14 protein-coding genes and 1 pseudogene are annotated in these 13374 nt (G+C 64.5%); 9 read left to right on the top strand and 6 right to left on the bottom strand.

Annotation, left to right across the window (positions count from 1 at the left end; all coding sequences use genetic code 11):
- The first annotated feature begins 179 nt into the window (after positions 1-179).
- A complete protein-coding gene (locus tag ACK56M_RS28255; protein ID WP_015272245.1) occupies positions 180-824 on the top strand; it encodes a DedA family protein in 645 nt (214 codons plus the stop codon).
- Between the two features lie 549 nt (positions 825-1373).
- On the opposite strand, the pseudogene ACK56M_RS28260 reads toward ACK56M_RS28255, so the two are convergent.
- Positions 1374-1952 (bottom strand): annotated as a pseudogene (locus ACK56M_RS28260) (sterol desaturase family protein); the annotation flags it as partial.
- Between the two features lie 112 nt (positions 1953-2064).
- Between ACK56M_RS28260 and elbB the strand changes: the two are divergent.
- Positions 2065-2724 carry an isoprenoid biosynthesis glyoxalase ElbB gene (gene elbB / locus ACK56M_RS28265; RefSeq protein ID WP_004375530.1) on the top strand — a complete coding sequence of 220 codons (660 nt, stop codon included), beginning with the start codon at positions 2065-2067 and terminating at the stop codon, positions 2722-2724.
- Positions 2725-2877: 153 nt separating this feature from the next.
- Here the strand turns inward: elbB and ACK56M_RS28270 are convergent, their stop codons facing one another.
- Positions 2878-3330, bottom strand: coding sequence for a YaiI/YqxD family protein (locus ACK56M_RS28270; protein ID WP_013974739.1), 453 nt, complete (start codon positions 3328-3330; stop codon positions 2878-2880).
- A gap of 173 nt (positions 3331-3503) precedes the next feature.
- On the opposite strand from ACK56M_RS28270, the gene ACK56M_RS28275 reads away from it, so the two are divergent.
- Entirely contained in the window at positions 3504-6359 is a 2856-nt protein-coding gene (locus ACK56M_RS28275) for a class I adenylate cyclase (protein WP_015272248.1), read from the top strand.
- A 115-nt stretch (positions 6360-6474) separates the two neighbouring features.
- Here the strand turns inward: ACK56M_RS28275 and rnk are convergent, their stop codons facing one another.
- The 3 genes from rnk to cyaY all read right to left on the bottom strand — a co-directional run bounded on the left by rnk (position 6475) and on the right by cyaY (position 7590).
- Positions 6475-6885 (bottom strand): nucleoside diphosphate kinase regulator, encoded by a 411-nt coding sequence (rnk, locus tag ACK56M_RS28280; RefSeq protein ID WP_015272249.1) that lies wholly within the window; start codon positions 6883-6885, stop codon positions 6475-6477.
- A 146-nt stretch (positions 6886-7031) separates the two neighbouring features.
- On the bottom strand, positions 7032-7256 hold the full coding sequence (locus ACK56M_RS28285) for a DUF1289 domain-containing protein (RefSeq protein WP_013974742.1): 225 nt from the start codon (positions 7254-7256) through the stop codon (positions 7032-7034).
- 1 nt (position 7257) lies between these two features.
- Complete coding sequence (gene cyaY / locus ACK56M_RS28290) at positions 7258-7590, bottom strand: iron donor protein CyaY (RefSeq protein WP_004375540.1); 333 nt, start codon at positions 7588-7590, stop codon at positions 7258-7260.
- 333 nt (positions 7591-7923) lie between these two features.
- On the opposite strand from cyaY, the gene lptM reads away from it, so the two are divergent.
- The 6 genes from lptM to ACK56M_RS28320 are packed head-to-tail and all read left to right on the top strand — an operon-like array spanning position 7924 to position 12546.
- Positions 7924-8139, top strand: coding sequence for an LPS translocon maturation chaperone LptM (gene lptM / locus ACK56M_RS28295; protein ID WP_004375542.1), 216 nt, complete (start codon positions 7924-7926; stop codon positions 8137-8139).
- A gap of 9 nt (positions 8140-8148) precedes the next feature.
- The gene (gene lysA / locus ACK56M_RS28300) at positions 8149-9396 is read left to right on the top strand and encodes a diaminopimelate decarboxylase (RefSeq protein WP_015272250.1); all 1248 of its coding nucleotides are present in this window, start codon (positions 8149-8151) and stop codon (positions 9394-9396) included.
- A gap of 4 nt (positions 9397-9400) precedes the next feature.
- Positions 9401-10231 (top strand): diaminopimelate epimerase, encoded by an 831-nt coding sequence (dapF, locus tag ACK56M_RS28305; RefSeq protein ID WP_013974744.1) that lies wholly within the window; start codon positions 9401-9403, stop codon positions 10229-10231.
- Between the two features lie 13 nt (positions 10232-10244).
- Positions 10245-10955 carry a DUF484 family protein gene (locus ACK56M_RS28310; RefSeq protein WP_015272252.1) on the top strand — a complete coding sequence of 237 codons (711 nt, stop codon included), beginning with the start codon at positions 10245-10247 and terminating at the stop codon, positions 10953-10955.
- Positions 10955-11854 carry a tyrosine recombinase XerC gene (xerC, locus tag ACK56M_RS28315; protein WP_015272253.1) on the top strand — a complete coding sequence of 300 codons (900 nt, stop codon included), beginning with the start codon at positions 10955-10957 and terminating at the stop codon, positions 11852-11854. Before ACK56M_RS28310 ends, xerC begins: the two co-directional genes overlap by 1 nt.
- Positions 11851-12546, top strand: a complete 696-nt coding sequence (locus ACK56M_RS28320) for an HAD family hydrolase (RefSeq protein ID WP_013974747.1) — start codon at positions 11851-11853, stop codon at positions 12544-12546. Before xerC ends, ACK56M_RS28320 begins: the two co-directional genes overlap by 4 nt.
- 180 nt (positions 12547-12726) lie before the next feature.
- On the opposite strand, the gene sutA is transcribed toward ACK56M_RS28320, so the two are convergent.
- The gene (sutA, locus tag ACK56M_RS28325; protein ID WP_013974748.1) at positions 12727-13056 is read right to left on the bottom strand and encodes a transcriptional regulator SutA; all 330 of its coding nucleotides are present in this window, start codon (positions 13054-13056) and stop codon (positions 12727-12729) included.
- Positions 13057-13374 lie beyond the last annotated feature (318 nt).

Here is a 13374-nt window from a genome sequence, read left to right on the forward strand (position 1 = left end):
TATTGAGCGGCAAGATAAGCGCCCATTATGACGCCTGTGTTACACGCCAGGGCAAGCCGTGGCGCGTGGCTTCTGGCATTCTCCAAGCAGGAATTGTTCATGTCGAGACACATCTGGACACTTTCACGAACGCGCGCGAAGGGGTAGGCTTCGCGTTCATTTCGCCAGCACCTCAGAAAATGCTTCAACAATTCCTGCAGGATTTCGGCTACTTCGCCCTTTTTCTAGGCACCTTCTTCGAAGGCGAGACCATCCTGGTGCTTGCAGGATTCCTTGCGTTCCGCGGTTACATGGACATCAACCTGGTGTGTCTGGTGGCATTTTTCGGCAGTTATGCCGGCGACCAGCTGTGGTACTTCATGGGCCGCCGCCACGGGCGCAGGATCCTGGCGCGCAAGCCACGCTGGCAGGCGATGGGTGACCGGGCGCTGGACCACATCCGTCGCCACCCCGACATCTGGGTACTGAGTTTCCGCTTCGTCTATGGCTTGCGCACGGTCATGCCGGTGGCCATTGGCCTGTCCGGCTACCCGCCACGCCGCTATTTGCTGCTGAACGGTATCGGCGCGGCCATCTGGGCAGTGGCCCTGGGCGCGGCCGCGTATCACTTCGGCGCCATCCTTGAAGGCCTGCTGGGCAACGTGAAGCGCTACGAGCTATGGGTGCTCGGTGGCCTGTTGGCGCTGGGCGGCCTGTTGTGGCTGCGCCGGCGCTTCCGCACGTTGCGCGCGGAGCGCAAGGCGGCGGGCAAAGCCCAGGCCCCAGAGGCTGAGCAGGCTGTAAGCCACGAGGAACAACCAGGTCGGCGGCACGACCACCGCTAGGCCCAGTGCGCCCGCCAGGTAAAGCGCCGGCGCATTTGCCAGCAACCGTACCAACTCCAGGCGTATGGCCCATGGTCGGTTCTCCAGCAGCGCGCCAAGTACGAACAAGCCAAACGCCATCTGCGCCCAGCCAAGTACCAGGGCGGCGATTGGCACGCGCTCGGCCACCTCCATCAGATAGCTGCCTAGCGCCACGTAACCCACGAATTGCGCCGCCACATAGGCCTGCTGCGCACGGCCCAAGGCAACCTCGAACTTGCGAAACAACGCCAGGTCCTGCTTGGCCTGCGGGTAGCGTGCGGCCACATCGGCCGGGCGCCAGCCGGTGGGCATGAACCAGATGCGCAGCTTGTCCCACAGGCTGTCGGTGCACCGGGCGTCGTGCCAGAGCTGGGCATAGAACTGCAGGTTGGCCCACAGCGGGTTCCAGCTGGCCAGCGGCGTGGTCACCCCGAACACCACCGGCTCGGCTGGGTCCTCCTCTTTGAAGGTGCCGAACAGACGATCCCAGAGAATGAACACGCCGCCGTAATTGCGATCCAAGTAAGCAGGATTTTGCGCATGGTGGACGCGATGGTTGGATGGCGTGATCAACACCCACTCAAGCCAGCCCAGCTTGGGAATGTGCCGGGTATGCACCCAGAACTGGTACAGCAGGTTGAGCGATGCCACCGTGATGAACACCAGCGGCGGCACACCGAGCAACGCCAGCGGCAGGTAGAACAGCCACGAGAAGATGAACCCACTGCTGGTCTGGCGCAGCGCCGTGGTGAGGTTGTACTCCTCGCTCTGATGATGCACCGAATGCGCAGCCCACAGCACGTTGCGCTCGTGGCCAAGACGATGCAGCCAGTAGTAGCAGAAGTCGTACAGGACAAAGGCCAGCAACCACACCCACCAGGCCTGCGGCGGCAGGCGCAGCAACGCCATGTGTTCGAACGCCAGGGCATAGGTCACCAGCCCCACCCCTTTGGTCAGCAACCCGGTACTGGTCGACAGCGCACCGGTGCTGAGGCTGTTGATCGAGTCGGCCAGGGTGAAGTTGCGCTGGCCGCGCACACGGTCGGCCAGCAGTTCGACGGCGATCAGCACGAAGAAGAACGGCACGGCCAGCAGGATCAGGTCCATGGGTACGACCTCAGACGTTATCCGCCAAGATTAGGCCGCGCTTGCAGGAATCCCTATGGCTACATCTGCCAAACTAGAGGACATTTAGCGCCTCGACACTGGAGTAGAAAGCATGACAAAAAAAGTAGCGGTGATTCTTTCCGGCTGTGGCGTTTATGACGGCGCCGAAATCCACGAAAGCGTGATCACCCTGCTGCGCCTCGACCAGCGTGGTGCGCAGGTGCAGTGCTTCGCGCCGAACATTGCGCAGATGCATGTGATCAACCACCTGACCGGCGAGGAAATGCCCGAATCGCGGAATGTGCTGGTGGAGTCGGCGCGCATTGCCCGCGGCGAGGTCAAGGACATCCGCGAGGCCAAGGCCGAAGACTTCGATGCGCTGATCGTGCCGGGCGGTTTCGGGGCGGCGAAGAACCTGTCCAACTTTGCCGTGGAAGGCGCCAACTGCACCGTTAACCCGGATGTGCTGGCCCTGGCCGAAGCCTTTGCCGACGCCTGCAAGCCGGTCGGCCTGATCTGCATCTCGCCGGCGCTGGCGGCGAAGATCTACGGGCCAGGCGTGGTCTGCACTATCGGTACCGACGCTGGCACTGCGGCGGCCGTGCAGAAGATGGGTGGCACTCATGAAGAATGCGATGTGCACGATATTGTCGAGGACACCCAGCGCAAGCTGGTGACCACCCCGGCGTACATGGAGGCCAAGTCGATCAGTGAAGCGGCTGGCGGGATCTACAAGCTGGTGGATCGGGTGCTGGAGCTGACGCACGAATAGGTTCTTGCTGGCACGCGCGGTGTAGGGGCGGCCTTGTGTCGCGATCGGGCCGCGAAGCGGCCCCGGCAATTTATGCGGCGAAGCTGAAAACCTGGGGCCGCGCTGCGGCCCGATCGCGACACAAGGCCGCTCCTACAGGGACCGCGCCTGCCCTCAGGGTTTGGACAACCGGGCAATGATCCGGTCCAGCGCATTGGCAAACGCCTGCTTCTCGCGCTCGCCATAAGGCGCCTGCCCTCCCCCCACCTGGCCCTGCTCGCGCAACTCGGTAAACAAGTTGCGCGCCGCCAGCCGATCACCCATGTTGCGCTCGTCGAACTCGCGCCCGCGCGGGTCCAGCGCCGCCACGCCCTTTTTCACCAGGCGGTCGGCCAGAGGCACGTCACTGCAGATCACCAACTCACCAGGCACGGCGTGCTCCACCAGGTAATCGTCGGCTGCGTCCATGCCGCTGGGCACCACGATCAGGCGCACGATCGCGAACGCCGGCTTGGCCACAGCCTGGCCCGCCACCATCACTACCTCGAACTTGCGCTTGAGGGCGAACTTGACGATCAGATCCTTGGCCGCCTTGGGGCAGGCGTCGGCATCGATCCACACACGCATCGGAAAACCTCGCAATCAGCTGGAGGCGCCCATCATGCCTCAAGCGCTACGAAAGCTGCAGCCCGCCGCCCACGCGCGCTGGGAAAATGGCGCCAATATTTCAATTGCCGCTTATCCGACCCAGCCACTCAGGCTACACTCGCCACAGCCCCGCTGGCCTGCCCGAGTGCGCAATGAACCACCCCCACGAAATCCGCCCCGACCTGGACGAAGGCATCGACCGCAAGGTCCTGGCGACATTGCGTACGCGCTTCCTGCGACTCAACCAAGGCCGGCTGCAGCGGGCCCTGGAGGGCCTGTCGACGCGCCAGCAACAGGTGCTGACACTGCTGCCGCTGCTGTTTCATGTGAACCACCCGTTGCTGCCGGGCTATGTCTCCGGCAGCACCCCCGCCGGCGTATCGGGCTACGAGCCAAGCGCCGAGCTGGTAGTCGAGGCCCAGCGCCTGGCCCGCTCGTTCACCTACAAGGCCCGCCATGGCAACCCACCGTGGCCGATCCACGGCCTGTTCCTGATGGGCAGCCTGGGCTCACTGGCCCAGGCCGAGCAAAGCGACATGGACCTGTGGGTTTGCCACGCCCCGGGCCTGGCCGATGAGCTGCTGGACGAACTGCGCCGCAAATGCCAGCTGCTAGAGGCATGGGCGGAAAGCCTGGGTGCCGAGGCGCACTTCTTCCTGATCGACACGCAAGGTTTCGCCCAAGGCCAGCGCGAAGGCCAGCTCGGCTCCGACGATTGCGGCACCACCCAGCACTATCTGCTGCTGGACGAGTTCTACCGCACCACTATCTGGCTGGCCGGGCGCACGCCACTGTGGTGGCTGGTGCCGGTCTACCAGGAACACGATTACCACACCTATACCCAGACCCTGCTGTCCAAGCGTTTCATCCGCAGCCAGGACGCCCTCGATCTCGGCAACCTGGCGCACATCCCGCCCGGCGAGTTCGTCGGCGCCGGCTTGTGGCAGCTGTTCAAAGGCATCGACTCGCCCTACAAGTCGCTGCTCAAGCTGCTGCTGACCGAGGCCTATGCCAGCGAGCACCCCACCGTTCGCTGCCTGAGCCTGGACTACAAGCAGGCAGTGTTCGCCAACCAGCTAGACCTCGACGAGCTGGACCCCTACGTGATGGTGTACCGGCGCATCGAGCGCTACCTGCTGCAGCGTGGCGAACACGCGCGCCTGGAGCTGGTGCGGCGCAGCCTGTACCTGAAGGTGAACAAGAAACTCAGCGACCCGACCCGGGCCAATGGCTGGCAACGCCGGCTGTTGCAGCGCCTGGCCGACGAATGGGGTTGGGACGAGCGCCAGCTGGCCCTGCTGGACAGTCGCAATCAATGGAAGGTGCAGCAGGTTGCCATCGAGCGCCGTGAACTGGTGGCCGAACTGAACCATAGCTACCGATTTCTCAGCCAGTTCGCTCGCACCCAGAACGCCAGCAGCCGCGCCGACCAACGCGATCTCAATGTGCTGGGCCGGCGCCTTTACGCCGCCTTCGAGCGCCGCGCCGGCAAGGTCGAAGTCATCAACCCCGGTATCGCCCCGGACCTGGCCGAAGGCACCCTGACCCTGGTACAAGCGCCTAATCGCAAGGAGCCCGGCAGCCATCACTGGGAGCTGTACACCGGCAACCTGAGCCCCCATGAGGTGGACCACTTCAGCCCGCTCAAGCGCTGCCGCGAGCTGCTCGAGTTGCTGACCTGGGCTTATCGCAACGGGGTGATCGACAGCAGCACGCGCCTGGCGCTGCACCCGGGTGTCAGCGACCTCAGCGAATTCGAGCTGTTCAACCTGATCGGCTGCCTGCAGCAAAGCATTCCCCTGCCCTTGCCGACCGTCAGCGAGGTGCGCTTGTTGCAGCCGAGCGTTGCCGACGAGGTGCTGTTGCTGGTCAACGTCGCCATCGACCCGCTGCGCCACCACCGCGACCTGAACATCCTGATGACCACCGAGCGCACCGACTCTTTGAGCTACGCAGGCGTGCGCGAAAACCTGGTCCTGACCCTGGACCAGGTCATCCTCAACAGCTGGAACGAAGTACTGGTCCAGCGCTATGACGGCGAGCACGCACTGGTGCGCTGCCTGCGCGACTTCCTCAACAGCCCCGTGCCGCGCGGACACCGGCCGAAGGTGCGGGTGCGTTGCTTCTGCCAGAGCCGCGCCCAGGCCATAGGCCAACGCGTGGAGGAAATATTCGACACCGTACAACTGCTGCTGGACCAGGGCCTGAACCACCGCTACCTGCTGCAGGTGGCCCAGCACACCCATGTGCTGGAGCTGATGCCCGGGCATGTCGGCCTCACCACCTTGGCCGAGCATGAGGCACTGCTGAACCACCTGGGCGAAGAACGCAGCGCCTACAGCCCACTGTACCTGGATGCCAACGCCCTGCAGGACCACGACCTGCACCTGGTGCTGGAGCAAGGCCGGCCTTTCTGCATCCAGGTGTTCTACCGCCTGCAGGGTGGCTGGGCCGAGTTGTACGTGCTGGATGAATACAATGCCCTGTGGCAGCAACGCCTGCCGCTGCACGACGAAGCTCACTTGCTGTTGCCGCTGCAGCGTTTTCTGCGCTCGGTGGTGATGCGCCGTGATGCCCGGCTACCGCTGGACACCCAGCGCGCGGCTTCACTGGACATCCACTACGCGCAACTGTTGCCTTCCGGGCCAGGCAAGGCGCGCAGCATCGAGCCGCGCCAGGCGCCGGCCGAGGGTAGCGACCAGCCTTACTATGAGGTGCAGGCGATCATCCAGGCCGGGGTGGCAGGCGCGGCGCACGTGACGCTGTATTGCGACCAGCAGGAGTTTTCCGAACTGGAGCATGGTGAGCAGTTGTATGCGGTGGTGGCCCGGCAGATCATCGGGCAGCGACGTGGTGCAGGGCAGTACCGCTGTTACATCACGGACCTGGATTTGTCCGAGTTGCTGGATGACCAGCTGGGGTCGACGCAGCTGTACCTGCGCTACAAGCGGGAGCTGGAGCAGGCTTTGAACGAGGGGTTGGAGCAGGTTTTGGCGCAAGAGGCTTGAATTGCCGGGGGCGCGTTGCGCCCCTTTCGCGACACAAGGCTGCTCCTACAGGGAATGCGTAATCCTGTAGGAGCGGCCTTGTGTCGCGATGGGCCGCAAAGCGGCCCCCTAGCCCTTACAGGTCGAAATCGCCCGCCGCTTCCGGCTGGTATTCCACTTCCAGCAGCTTCAGCTTGAGGGTCTTGCCCCCCGGCGCCGGCCAGTCGATCTGCGCGCCCACCGACAACCCCAGCAAGGCGCAACCGATCGGCGCCAGGATCGAGACCTTGCCTTCCGGCCCGGCATCCTTCGGGTATACCAGGGTCAGGTGGTAGTCCTTGCCGCTGGCTTCCTCACGGCAGTGCACACGCGAGTTCATGGTCACCACGCCAGCCGGTACTTCCTCGTGACCGACCACCTGCTCGGCGCGGTCCAGCTCGCCCTGCAGGGCGAGCACACCCGGCGTACTCTCGTCGAGGCTGTCGATCAGACGCTCCAGACGTTGTACGTCCAATCGGGTGAGGATGAGGGAAGGCTTGGTGCTCATGATCCAGTCAGACTCCTTTGAACAGGCGGTTTTCATCGTGCAGATAAAGCAAAACCCCGCCCAAGGGCGGGGTTTGTGAAGGCTTTGGCGTCACCGACGCAGAACCCGACGTTACCACAGCCGGGTAAATACTCAAGCCCCTGCGATCAGTGTGCCTTAGCCTGGTCGCGCAGGGCCTGGGCCTCGCGGCAAATCTGCCGGCGCCGTTCGTCATCGGCCGAACGCCATTCACGGATATGCTCGACATGCCGGTGGCAACCTGTGCACACCCGCTGTTCGTCCAGCCGGCAAACGCTGATGCACGGCGACGGCACGGCGGGGCTGACGTTGCTGTAGAGCGGTTTGGGCGGCCGGGCCTGGGTACTGCTCATGTCAGATCTCGTCGAAGTCCAGCTTCTCGCCGGCCCGCTCCCAGACGATGCGCTCGAGCATTTCGCCCAGCAGCTCCTCGCTCTTCTCGCACACCCACTTGCCGCTTTCTTCGTCGTAGTCGAAGTGGAAACCGCCGGAACGGTCGGCCAGCCACAGCTGGCGCAGCGGCTCCTGGCGGCTGAAGATCAGCGTGCTGCCATTGTCGAACTTGATGGTCAGGACACCAGCGGAGTTCTCCATGTCCAGATCCAGGCCGCTCTCGTCGAACAGGTCTTCCAGGGCCTGTTGGGTCGCGTCGACCAGATCATGGAAACGCGCTTCACTCAAACTCATTGCAGGAACCTCGAAATTGGCTGCGTTACAGGCAAGCCCGGCAAGATACGGGCGCTTGCCGCCGAATGCAAAGGTTTAGCCGCTACCTTCACTGGCATGAACTCAAAGCCAGCGCAGTACCTGTGGGAGCGGGCATGCCCGCGAATCAGGTGCCGCGGTGTGTGGCACCGGCTTTGCCGGTGTTCGCGGGCACGCCCGCTCCCACAGGTACTGCGAAAGGGCCCTTGCAGGCGGTAAGAATAGCCCGCCCGGCGGGCCGGCCCTTGCATAGGCAAGCCGTCGGTCGCTCGGTATACTCGGGCGCAATACTGCATATTTCTAAGGATTTCACCCATGAAGCGCCTGATTTCCTCCCTCGCGGCGCTGGTCGCTGTTGCCTGCCTCGTTTCGGCCTGCGGCCAGAAAGGCCCGCTGTACCTGCCTGAAGACGGCAAGGACGGCAAGGCCAGCCACAAGTCGCACCAGTACCAGCCAAAAGCCAAGCCGGCCCCGACGCAGGAGCAGCAACCCGAGCTGCAGTCCGAGCCCGAGCAGTCGCCAGCGCAGTAAGGAAACCAGATGAACGCTTTCAACTACCGCGACGGCGAGCTGTTCGCGGAAGGCGTGGGCCTGTCGGCCATCGCCGAACGCTACGGCACCCCTACCTACGTGTATTCGCGCGCCCACATCGAGGCCCAGTACCGTAGCTACGCCGATGCACTGCAAGGCACCGAGCACCTGGTATGTTTCGCGGTCAAGGCCAACTCCAACCTTGGCGTGCTGAACGTGCTGGCACGCCTGGGCGCAGGCTTTGACATCGTCTCTGGCGGTGAGCTGGAGCGCGTGCTGGCCGCTGGCGGCCGTGCCGACCGCGTGGTGTTCTCCGGTGTCGGCAAGACCCGCGAGGACATGCGCCGTGCCCTGGAAGTCGGCGTGCACTGCTTCAACGTCGAATCCACCGACGAACTGGAGCGCCTGCAGGTAGTGGCCGCCGAGATGGGCAAGGTTGCCCCGGTCTCGCTGCGGGTCAACCCGGACGTCGACGCCGGTACCCACCCGTACATCTCCACCGGCCTGAAAGAGAACAAGTTCGGCATCGCCATCGCCGACGCCGAGGCCATCTACGTGCGGGCCGCGCAGTTGCCGAACCTGGAAGTGGTCGGCGTCGACTGCCACATCGGTTCGCAGCTGACCACCGTCGAGCCTTTCCTCGATGCCCTTGACCGCCTGCTGGTGCTGGTCGACCGCCTGGCCGAGTGCGGCATCCATCTGCGCCACCTGGACCTGGGTGGCGGCGTCGGCGTGCGTTACCGCGATGAGGAGCCGCCGCTGGTGGCCGACTACATCAAGGCGATCCGCGAGCGCGTCGGCGACCGCGACCTGGCCCTGGTGTTCGAGCCGGGCCGCTACATCGTGGCCAACGCCGGCGTCCTGCTGACCCGCGTGGAATACCTCAAGCACACCGAACACAAGGACTTCGCCATCATCGATGCGGCGATGAACGACCTGATCCGCCCGGCCCTGTACCAGGCCTGGATGGGTGTCAGCGCGGTCAAGCCACGCGCAGGCGAAGGCCGTGCCTACGACCTGGTCGGTCCTATCTGCGAGACTGGCGACTTCCTCGGCAAGGACCGCGTGCTGAACCTGGCCGAAGGTGACCTGCTGGCCGTACAGTCCGCGGGCGCCTATGGTTTTGTCATGAGCTCCAACTACAACACCCGTGGCCGTTGCGCTGAAATCCTGGTCGACGGCGACCAGGCCTTCGAAGTACGCCGCCGCGAGACCATCGCCGAATTGTACGCTGGCGAAAGCCTGCTGCCGGAGTAAGCCCATGCTGCTGCGTTTTACCAAGATGCATGGGCTGGGCAACGACTTCATGGTCCTCGACCTGGTCAGCCAGCACGCGCACATCCAGCCCAAGCACGCCAAGCAATGGGGTGACCGCCACACCGGCATCGGCTTCGACCAGTTGCTGATCGTCGAGGCGCCGAACAACCCGGAAGTGGACTTCCGCTACCGCATCTTCAATGCCGACGGCTCCGAGGTCGAGCAGTGCGGCAACGGTGCGCGCTGCTTCGCCCGCTTCGTGCTGGACAAGCGCCTGACCGCGAAAAAGCGCATCCGCGTGGAAACCAAGAGCGGCATCATCGAGCTGGACGTGCAGAACGACGGCCAGATCAGTGTCGACATGGGCCCACCGCGCTTCATCCCTGCCGAAATCCCCTTCGTCGCCGACGAGCAGGCGCTGAACTACCCACTGGAAGTCGACGGCCAGGTGCATTCGATTGCCGCCGTGTCCATGGGGAACCCGCATGCCGTGCTGCGTGTCGACGACGTGCGTACCGCCCCTGTGCATGAGCTGGGCCCGAAGATCGAAAACCACCCACGCTTCCCGCAGCGGGTAAATGCCGGCTTCCTCCAGGTCATCGACCGCCACCGCGCCAACCTGCGGGTGTGGGAACGTGGTGCGGGCGAAACCCAGGCCTGCGGCACCGGCGCCTGCGCCGCCGCCGTGGCGGCGATCAGCCAGGGCTGGATGGACTCCCCGGTATCCCTCGACCTGCCCGGTGGCCGCCTGCACATCGAGTGGGCCGGCCCCGGCAAGCCCGTGCTGATGACTGGCCCAGCCGTACGCGTCTACGAAGGACAGGTTCGTCTCTAAGCGAGTAACCGCCATGACCGATCAGCCCCAGGTTGTACCCCAGCAGTCCGCCGAGCTCGATGCCGAAGCGGTGGTCGCCTACCTGCGCGCCCACCCCACCTTCTTCGCCGAGCACGACGAGTTGCTGATCGAACAACGCATCCCTCACCAGCGTGGCGACAGCGTGTCGCTGGTGGAGCGCCAGCTCAAGTTGCTGCGCGACCGCAACATCGAGATGCGCCACCGCCTGTCGCAACTGATGGACGTGGCCCGCGACAACGATCGGCTTTTCGACAAGACCCGCCGGCTGATCCTCGACCTGCTCGACGCCGGCAGCCTGGAGGAAGTGGTGATGGCAGTCGAAGACAGCCTGCGCCAGGAATTCCAGGTGCCCTTCGTCAGCCTGATCCTGTTCGGCGAAAACGTCGCGCCGGTCGGGCGCTGGGTGAGCAACGCCGAAGCGCAGCAGGCCATCGGTGCCCTGCTGGGTGGCGGCAAGACGGTCAGCGGCAACCTGCGCGAGCACGAGCTGGCCTTCCTGTTCGGTGAAGAACAGCGCCGGGAAGTGGGCTCCAGCGCCGTGGCTGCCCTGGAATACCAGGGCCTGCACGGGGTGCTGGCGATCGGCAGCCGCGACCCGCAACACTACAAGAGCAGCGTCGGCACCTTGTTCCTTGGCTACATTGCCGAGGTGCTTGGCCGCGTTGTGCCACGCGTTACCCAGACCCTGCGCCCGGTACGCTGATGGAACGCCAGCTGGAGGCTTATTGCGCACACCTGCGCAACGAGCGCCAGGTGTCCGAGCACACCTTGCTGGGCTACCGTCGCGACCTGGACAAGGTGGTCGCCTACTGCAAAGAACATGGCATTACCGGTTGGGAGGCGCTGCAGATCCAGCAGCTGCGCCAGCTGATCGCCCGCCAGCACCACCACGGCCAGTCCTCGCGCAGCCTGGCCCGGCTGCTGTCGGCGGTGCGTGGCCTGTACCGCTATCTCAACCGCGAAGGCCTGTGCCAGCACGACCCGGCCAGCGGCCTGAGCCCGCCCAAGGGCGAACGCCGGCTGCCCAAGGTGCTGGACACCGACCGCGCCCTGCAACTGCTGGATGGCGGTGTCGACGATGACTTCATCGCCCGTCGTGACCAGGCCATCCTCGAACTGTTCTATTCGTCGGGCCTGCGCCTGTCCGAGCTGACCAACCTCGACCTCGATCACCTGGACCTCGCAGCCGGCCTGGTGCAGGTGCTGGGCAAAGGCGGCAAGGCCCGCGTGCTGCCGGTCGGCCGCAAGGCCCGCGAGGCATTGCAGGCCTGGTACCGCCTGCGCGGCATCGGCAACCCGCGCGACCGCGCGGTTTTCATCACCCGCCAAGGCAACCGCATCAGCCCACGGGCCGTTCAGCAACGGGTGAAGGCGGCCGGTGAGCGCGAGCTGGGCCAGCACCTGCACCCGCACATGCTTCGCCATTCCTTCGCCAGCCACGTGCTGGAATCGTCCCAGGACCTGCGCGCGGTGCAGGAGATGCTCGGCCACGCCGACATCGGCACCACGCAGATCTACACCCACCTGGACTTCCAGCACCTGGCCGCGGTGTACGACAGCGCCCACCCTCGGGCCAAACGCAGCAAAGGCACAGACTCATGAGCATCAAGCTGATCACCTTCGACCTCGACGACACCCTGTGGGATACCGCGCCGGTGATTGCCAGCGCGGAAGTCGTGCTGCGCGACTGGCTCGAAGCCAACGCCCCGATCCTTGGCGGCGTACCGGTGGAGCACCTGTTCGCCATTCGCGAGCGCCTGGTACAAGCCGAACCCGGCCTGAAGCACCGTATCAGCGCCCTGCGTCGACGGGTGCTGTTTCATGCCCTGGAAGAAGTCGGCTACAGCGAAAAACATGCGCAGGAGCTGGCCAACGAAGGTTTCGAAGTATTCCTGCATGCCCGCCACCAGGTGGAGATTTTCCCGGAGGTGCAGCCGGTGCTGGAGATCCTGCGCCATCACTACACCTTGGGCGTGGTCACCAACGGCAATGCCGACGTAAGCCGGCTGGGGCTGGCGGACTATTTCCGCTTTGCCCTGTGTGCCGAAGACCTCGGCATCGGCAAGCCGGACCCGGCGCCGTTCCTCGAAGCCCTGCGCCGCGGTGACGTGGAGGCCAGCGCAGCGGTGCACATCGGTGACCACCCGGGCGATGACATTGCCGGCGCCCAGCGCGCCGGGCTGCGGGCGGTGTGGTTCAACCCCCAGGGCAAGGCGTGGGTAGGCGAACAGGCGCCTGATGCCGAGATCCAGCGCCTGTCGCAGTTACCCGACATCCTCGCGCGCTGGCGCTGACAGGCGCCGCTTCGCGGCCCATTCGCGGGCACGCCCGCTCCCACAGGTTTACTGCCCTCTCAGCTTCTGCGCGATCCCAGTGGGAGCGGGCGAGCCCGCGAAGAGGCCGGTACAGGCAACACAAAACAGACAGGCACAAAAAAGCCCGCAGCGACGGCGGGCTTTTTTTCGATCAGCCACTCAGATAGGGCGGCTGCCGTACTTGTTGTCCGGCTTCTTGGGCGGATCGGCGACCACGTTGGCCTCGACTTCCTGAACCTTGCCGCCGCGAGCAAGGAACTCTTCCATGGCCTTGGCCAGGGCGTCACGCTCCTTCTGCTTGGCTTCCATGCTCGGCATCTCGTCTACCGAGACCGCGGCCTTGGATTTGCCCTTGGCAGCGGGTGCCGGGCTGCTGTCGTCATCGCCAGCGTCTTCGGCGCCATCATCAGCTGCCGCTTCGAGGCCTTCATCGCCCTCGTCTTCGTCGCCTACTTCGAGGTCATCATTTTCCAGATCGTCGTCGCTCATGTTCTACCTCATGACTTGCGAAAAGCAGGTTAGTTATAGACCAGTGCAGCCGTAGACCGGCAGCCACCAGTGAAAATTCAACTGGCCGTGGGTTAGGCCACTGCCCTAGGGTCGGCGCTCCTGATGGGAGGCGGCACCCAGCAGACCCTGCTCCTGGCAGGACCTGACAAATCCTTTAGCCCCTGCTGGCCACACGCTATTGGCAAGCCTAGCAAAGGCTGGCGAAGCGTGTGGACTACTCGTCAAACACCCTTCGGCGCGCATTCTAGCGCGCCAGCAGAAAAAGCAAAGCACCATGAATGCTCTGCGTTTTGTAAG

The sequence above is a fragment of the Pseudomonas sp. s4 genome, from assembly GCF_046764235.1.
GTDB lineage: Bacteria > Pseudomonadota > Gammaproteobacteria > Pseudomonadales > Pseudomonadaceae > Aquipseudomonas > Aquipseudomonas asiatica.

What these genes read in the sequence shown, in the direction of transcription:
- ACK56M_RS28255 (WP_015272245.1), top strand. Translation starts at nt 180, where the DNA reads ATGCTTCAACAATTCCTGCAGGATTTCGGCTACTTCGCCCTTTTTCTA.
- elbB (WP_004375530.1), top strand. Translation starts at nt 2,065, where the DNA reads ATGACAAAAAAAGTAGCGGTGATTCTTTCCGGCTGTGGCGTTTATGAC.
- ACK56M_RS28270 (WP_013974739.1), bottom strand. Translation starts at nt 3,330, where the DNA reads ATGCGTGTGTGGATCGATGCCGACGCCTGCCCCAAGGCGGCCAAGGAT.
- ACK56M_RS28275 (WP_015272248.1), top strand. Translation starts at nt 3,504, where the DNA reads ATGAACCACCCCCACGAAATCCGCCCCGACCTGGACGAAGGCATCGAC.
- rnk (WP_015272249.1), bottom strand. Translation starts at nt 6,885, where the DNA reads ATGAGCACCAAGCCTTCCCTCATCCTCACCCGATTGGACGTACAACGT.
- ACK56M_RS28285 (WP_013974742.1), bottom strand. Translation starts at nt 7,256, where the DNA reads ATGAGCAGTACCCAGGCCCGGCCGCCCAAACCGCTCTACAGCAACGTC.
- cyaY (WP_004375540.1), bottom strand. Translation starts at nt 7,590, where the DNA reads ATGAGTTTGAGTGAAGCGCGTTTCCATGATCTGGTCGACGCGACCCAA.
- lptM (WP_004375542.1), top strand. Translation starts at nt 7,924, where the DNA reads ATGAAGCGCCTGATTTCCTCCCTCGCGGCGCTGGTCGCTGTTGCCTGC.
- lysA (WP_015272250.1), top strand. Translation starts at nt 8,149, where the DNA reads ATGAACGCTTTCAACTACCGCGACGGCGAGCTGTTCGCGGAAGGCGTG.
- dapF (WP_013974744.1), top strand. Translation starts at nt 9,401, where the DNA reads ATGCTGCTGCGTTTTACCAAGATGCATGGGCTGGGCAACGACTTCATG.
- ACK56M_RS28310 (WP_015272252.1), top strand. Translation starts at nt 10,245, where the DNA reads ATGACCGATCAGCCCCAGGTTGTACCCCAGCAGTCCGCCGAGCTCGAT.
- xerC (WP_015272253.1), top strand. Translation starts at nt 10,955, where the DNA reads ATGGAACGCCAGCTGGAGGCTTATTGCGCACACCTGCGCAACGAGCGC.
- ACK56M_RS28320 (WP_013974747.1), top strand. Translation starts at nt 11,851, where the DNA reads ATGAGCATCAAGCTGATCACCTTCGACCTCGACGACACCCTGTGGGAT.
- sutA (WP_013974748.1), bottom strand. Translation starts at nt 13,056, where the DNA reads ATGAGCGACGACGATCTGGAAAATGATGACCTCGAAGTAGGCGACGAA.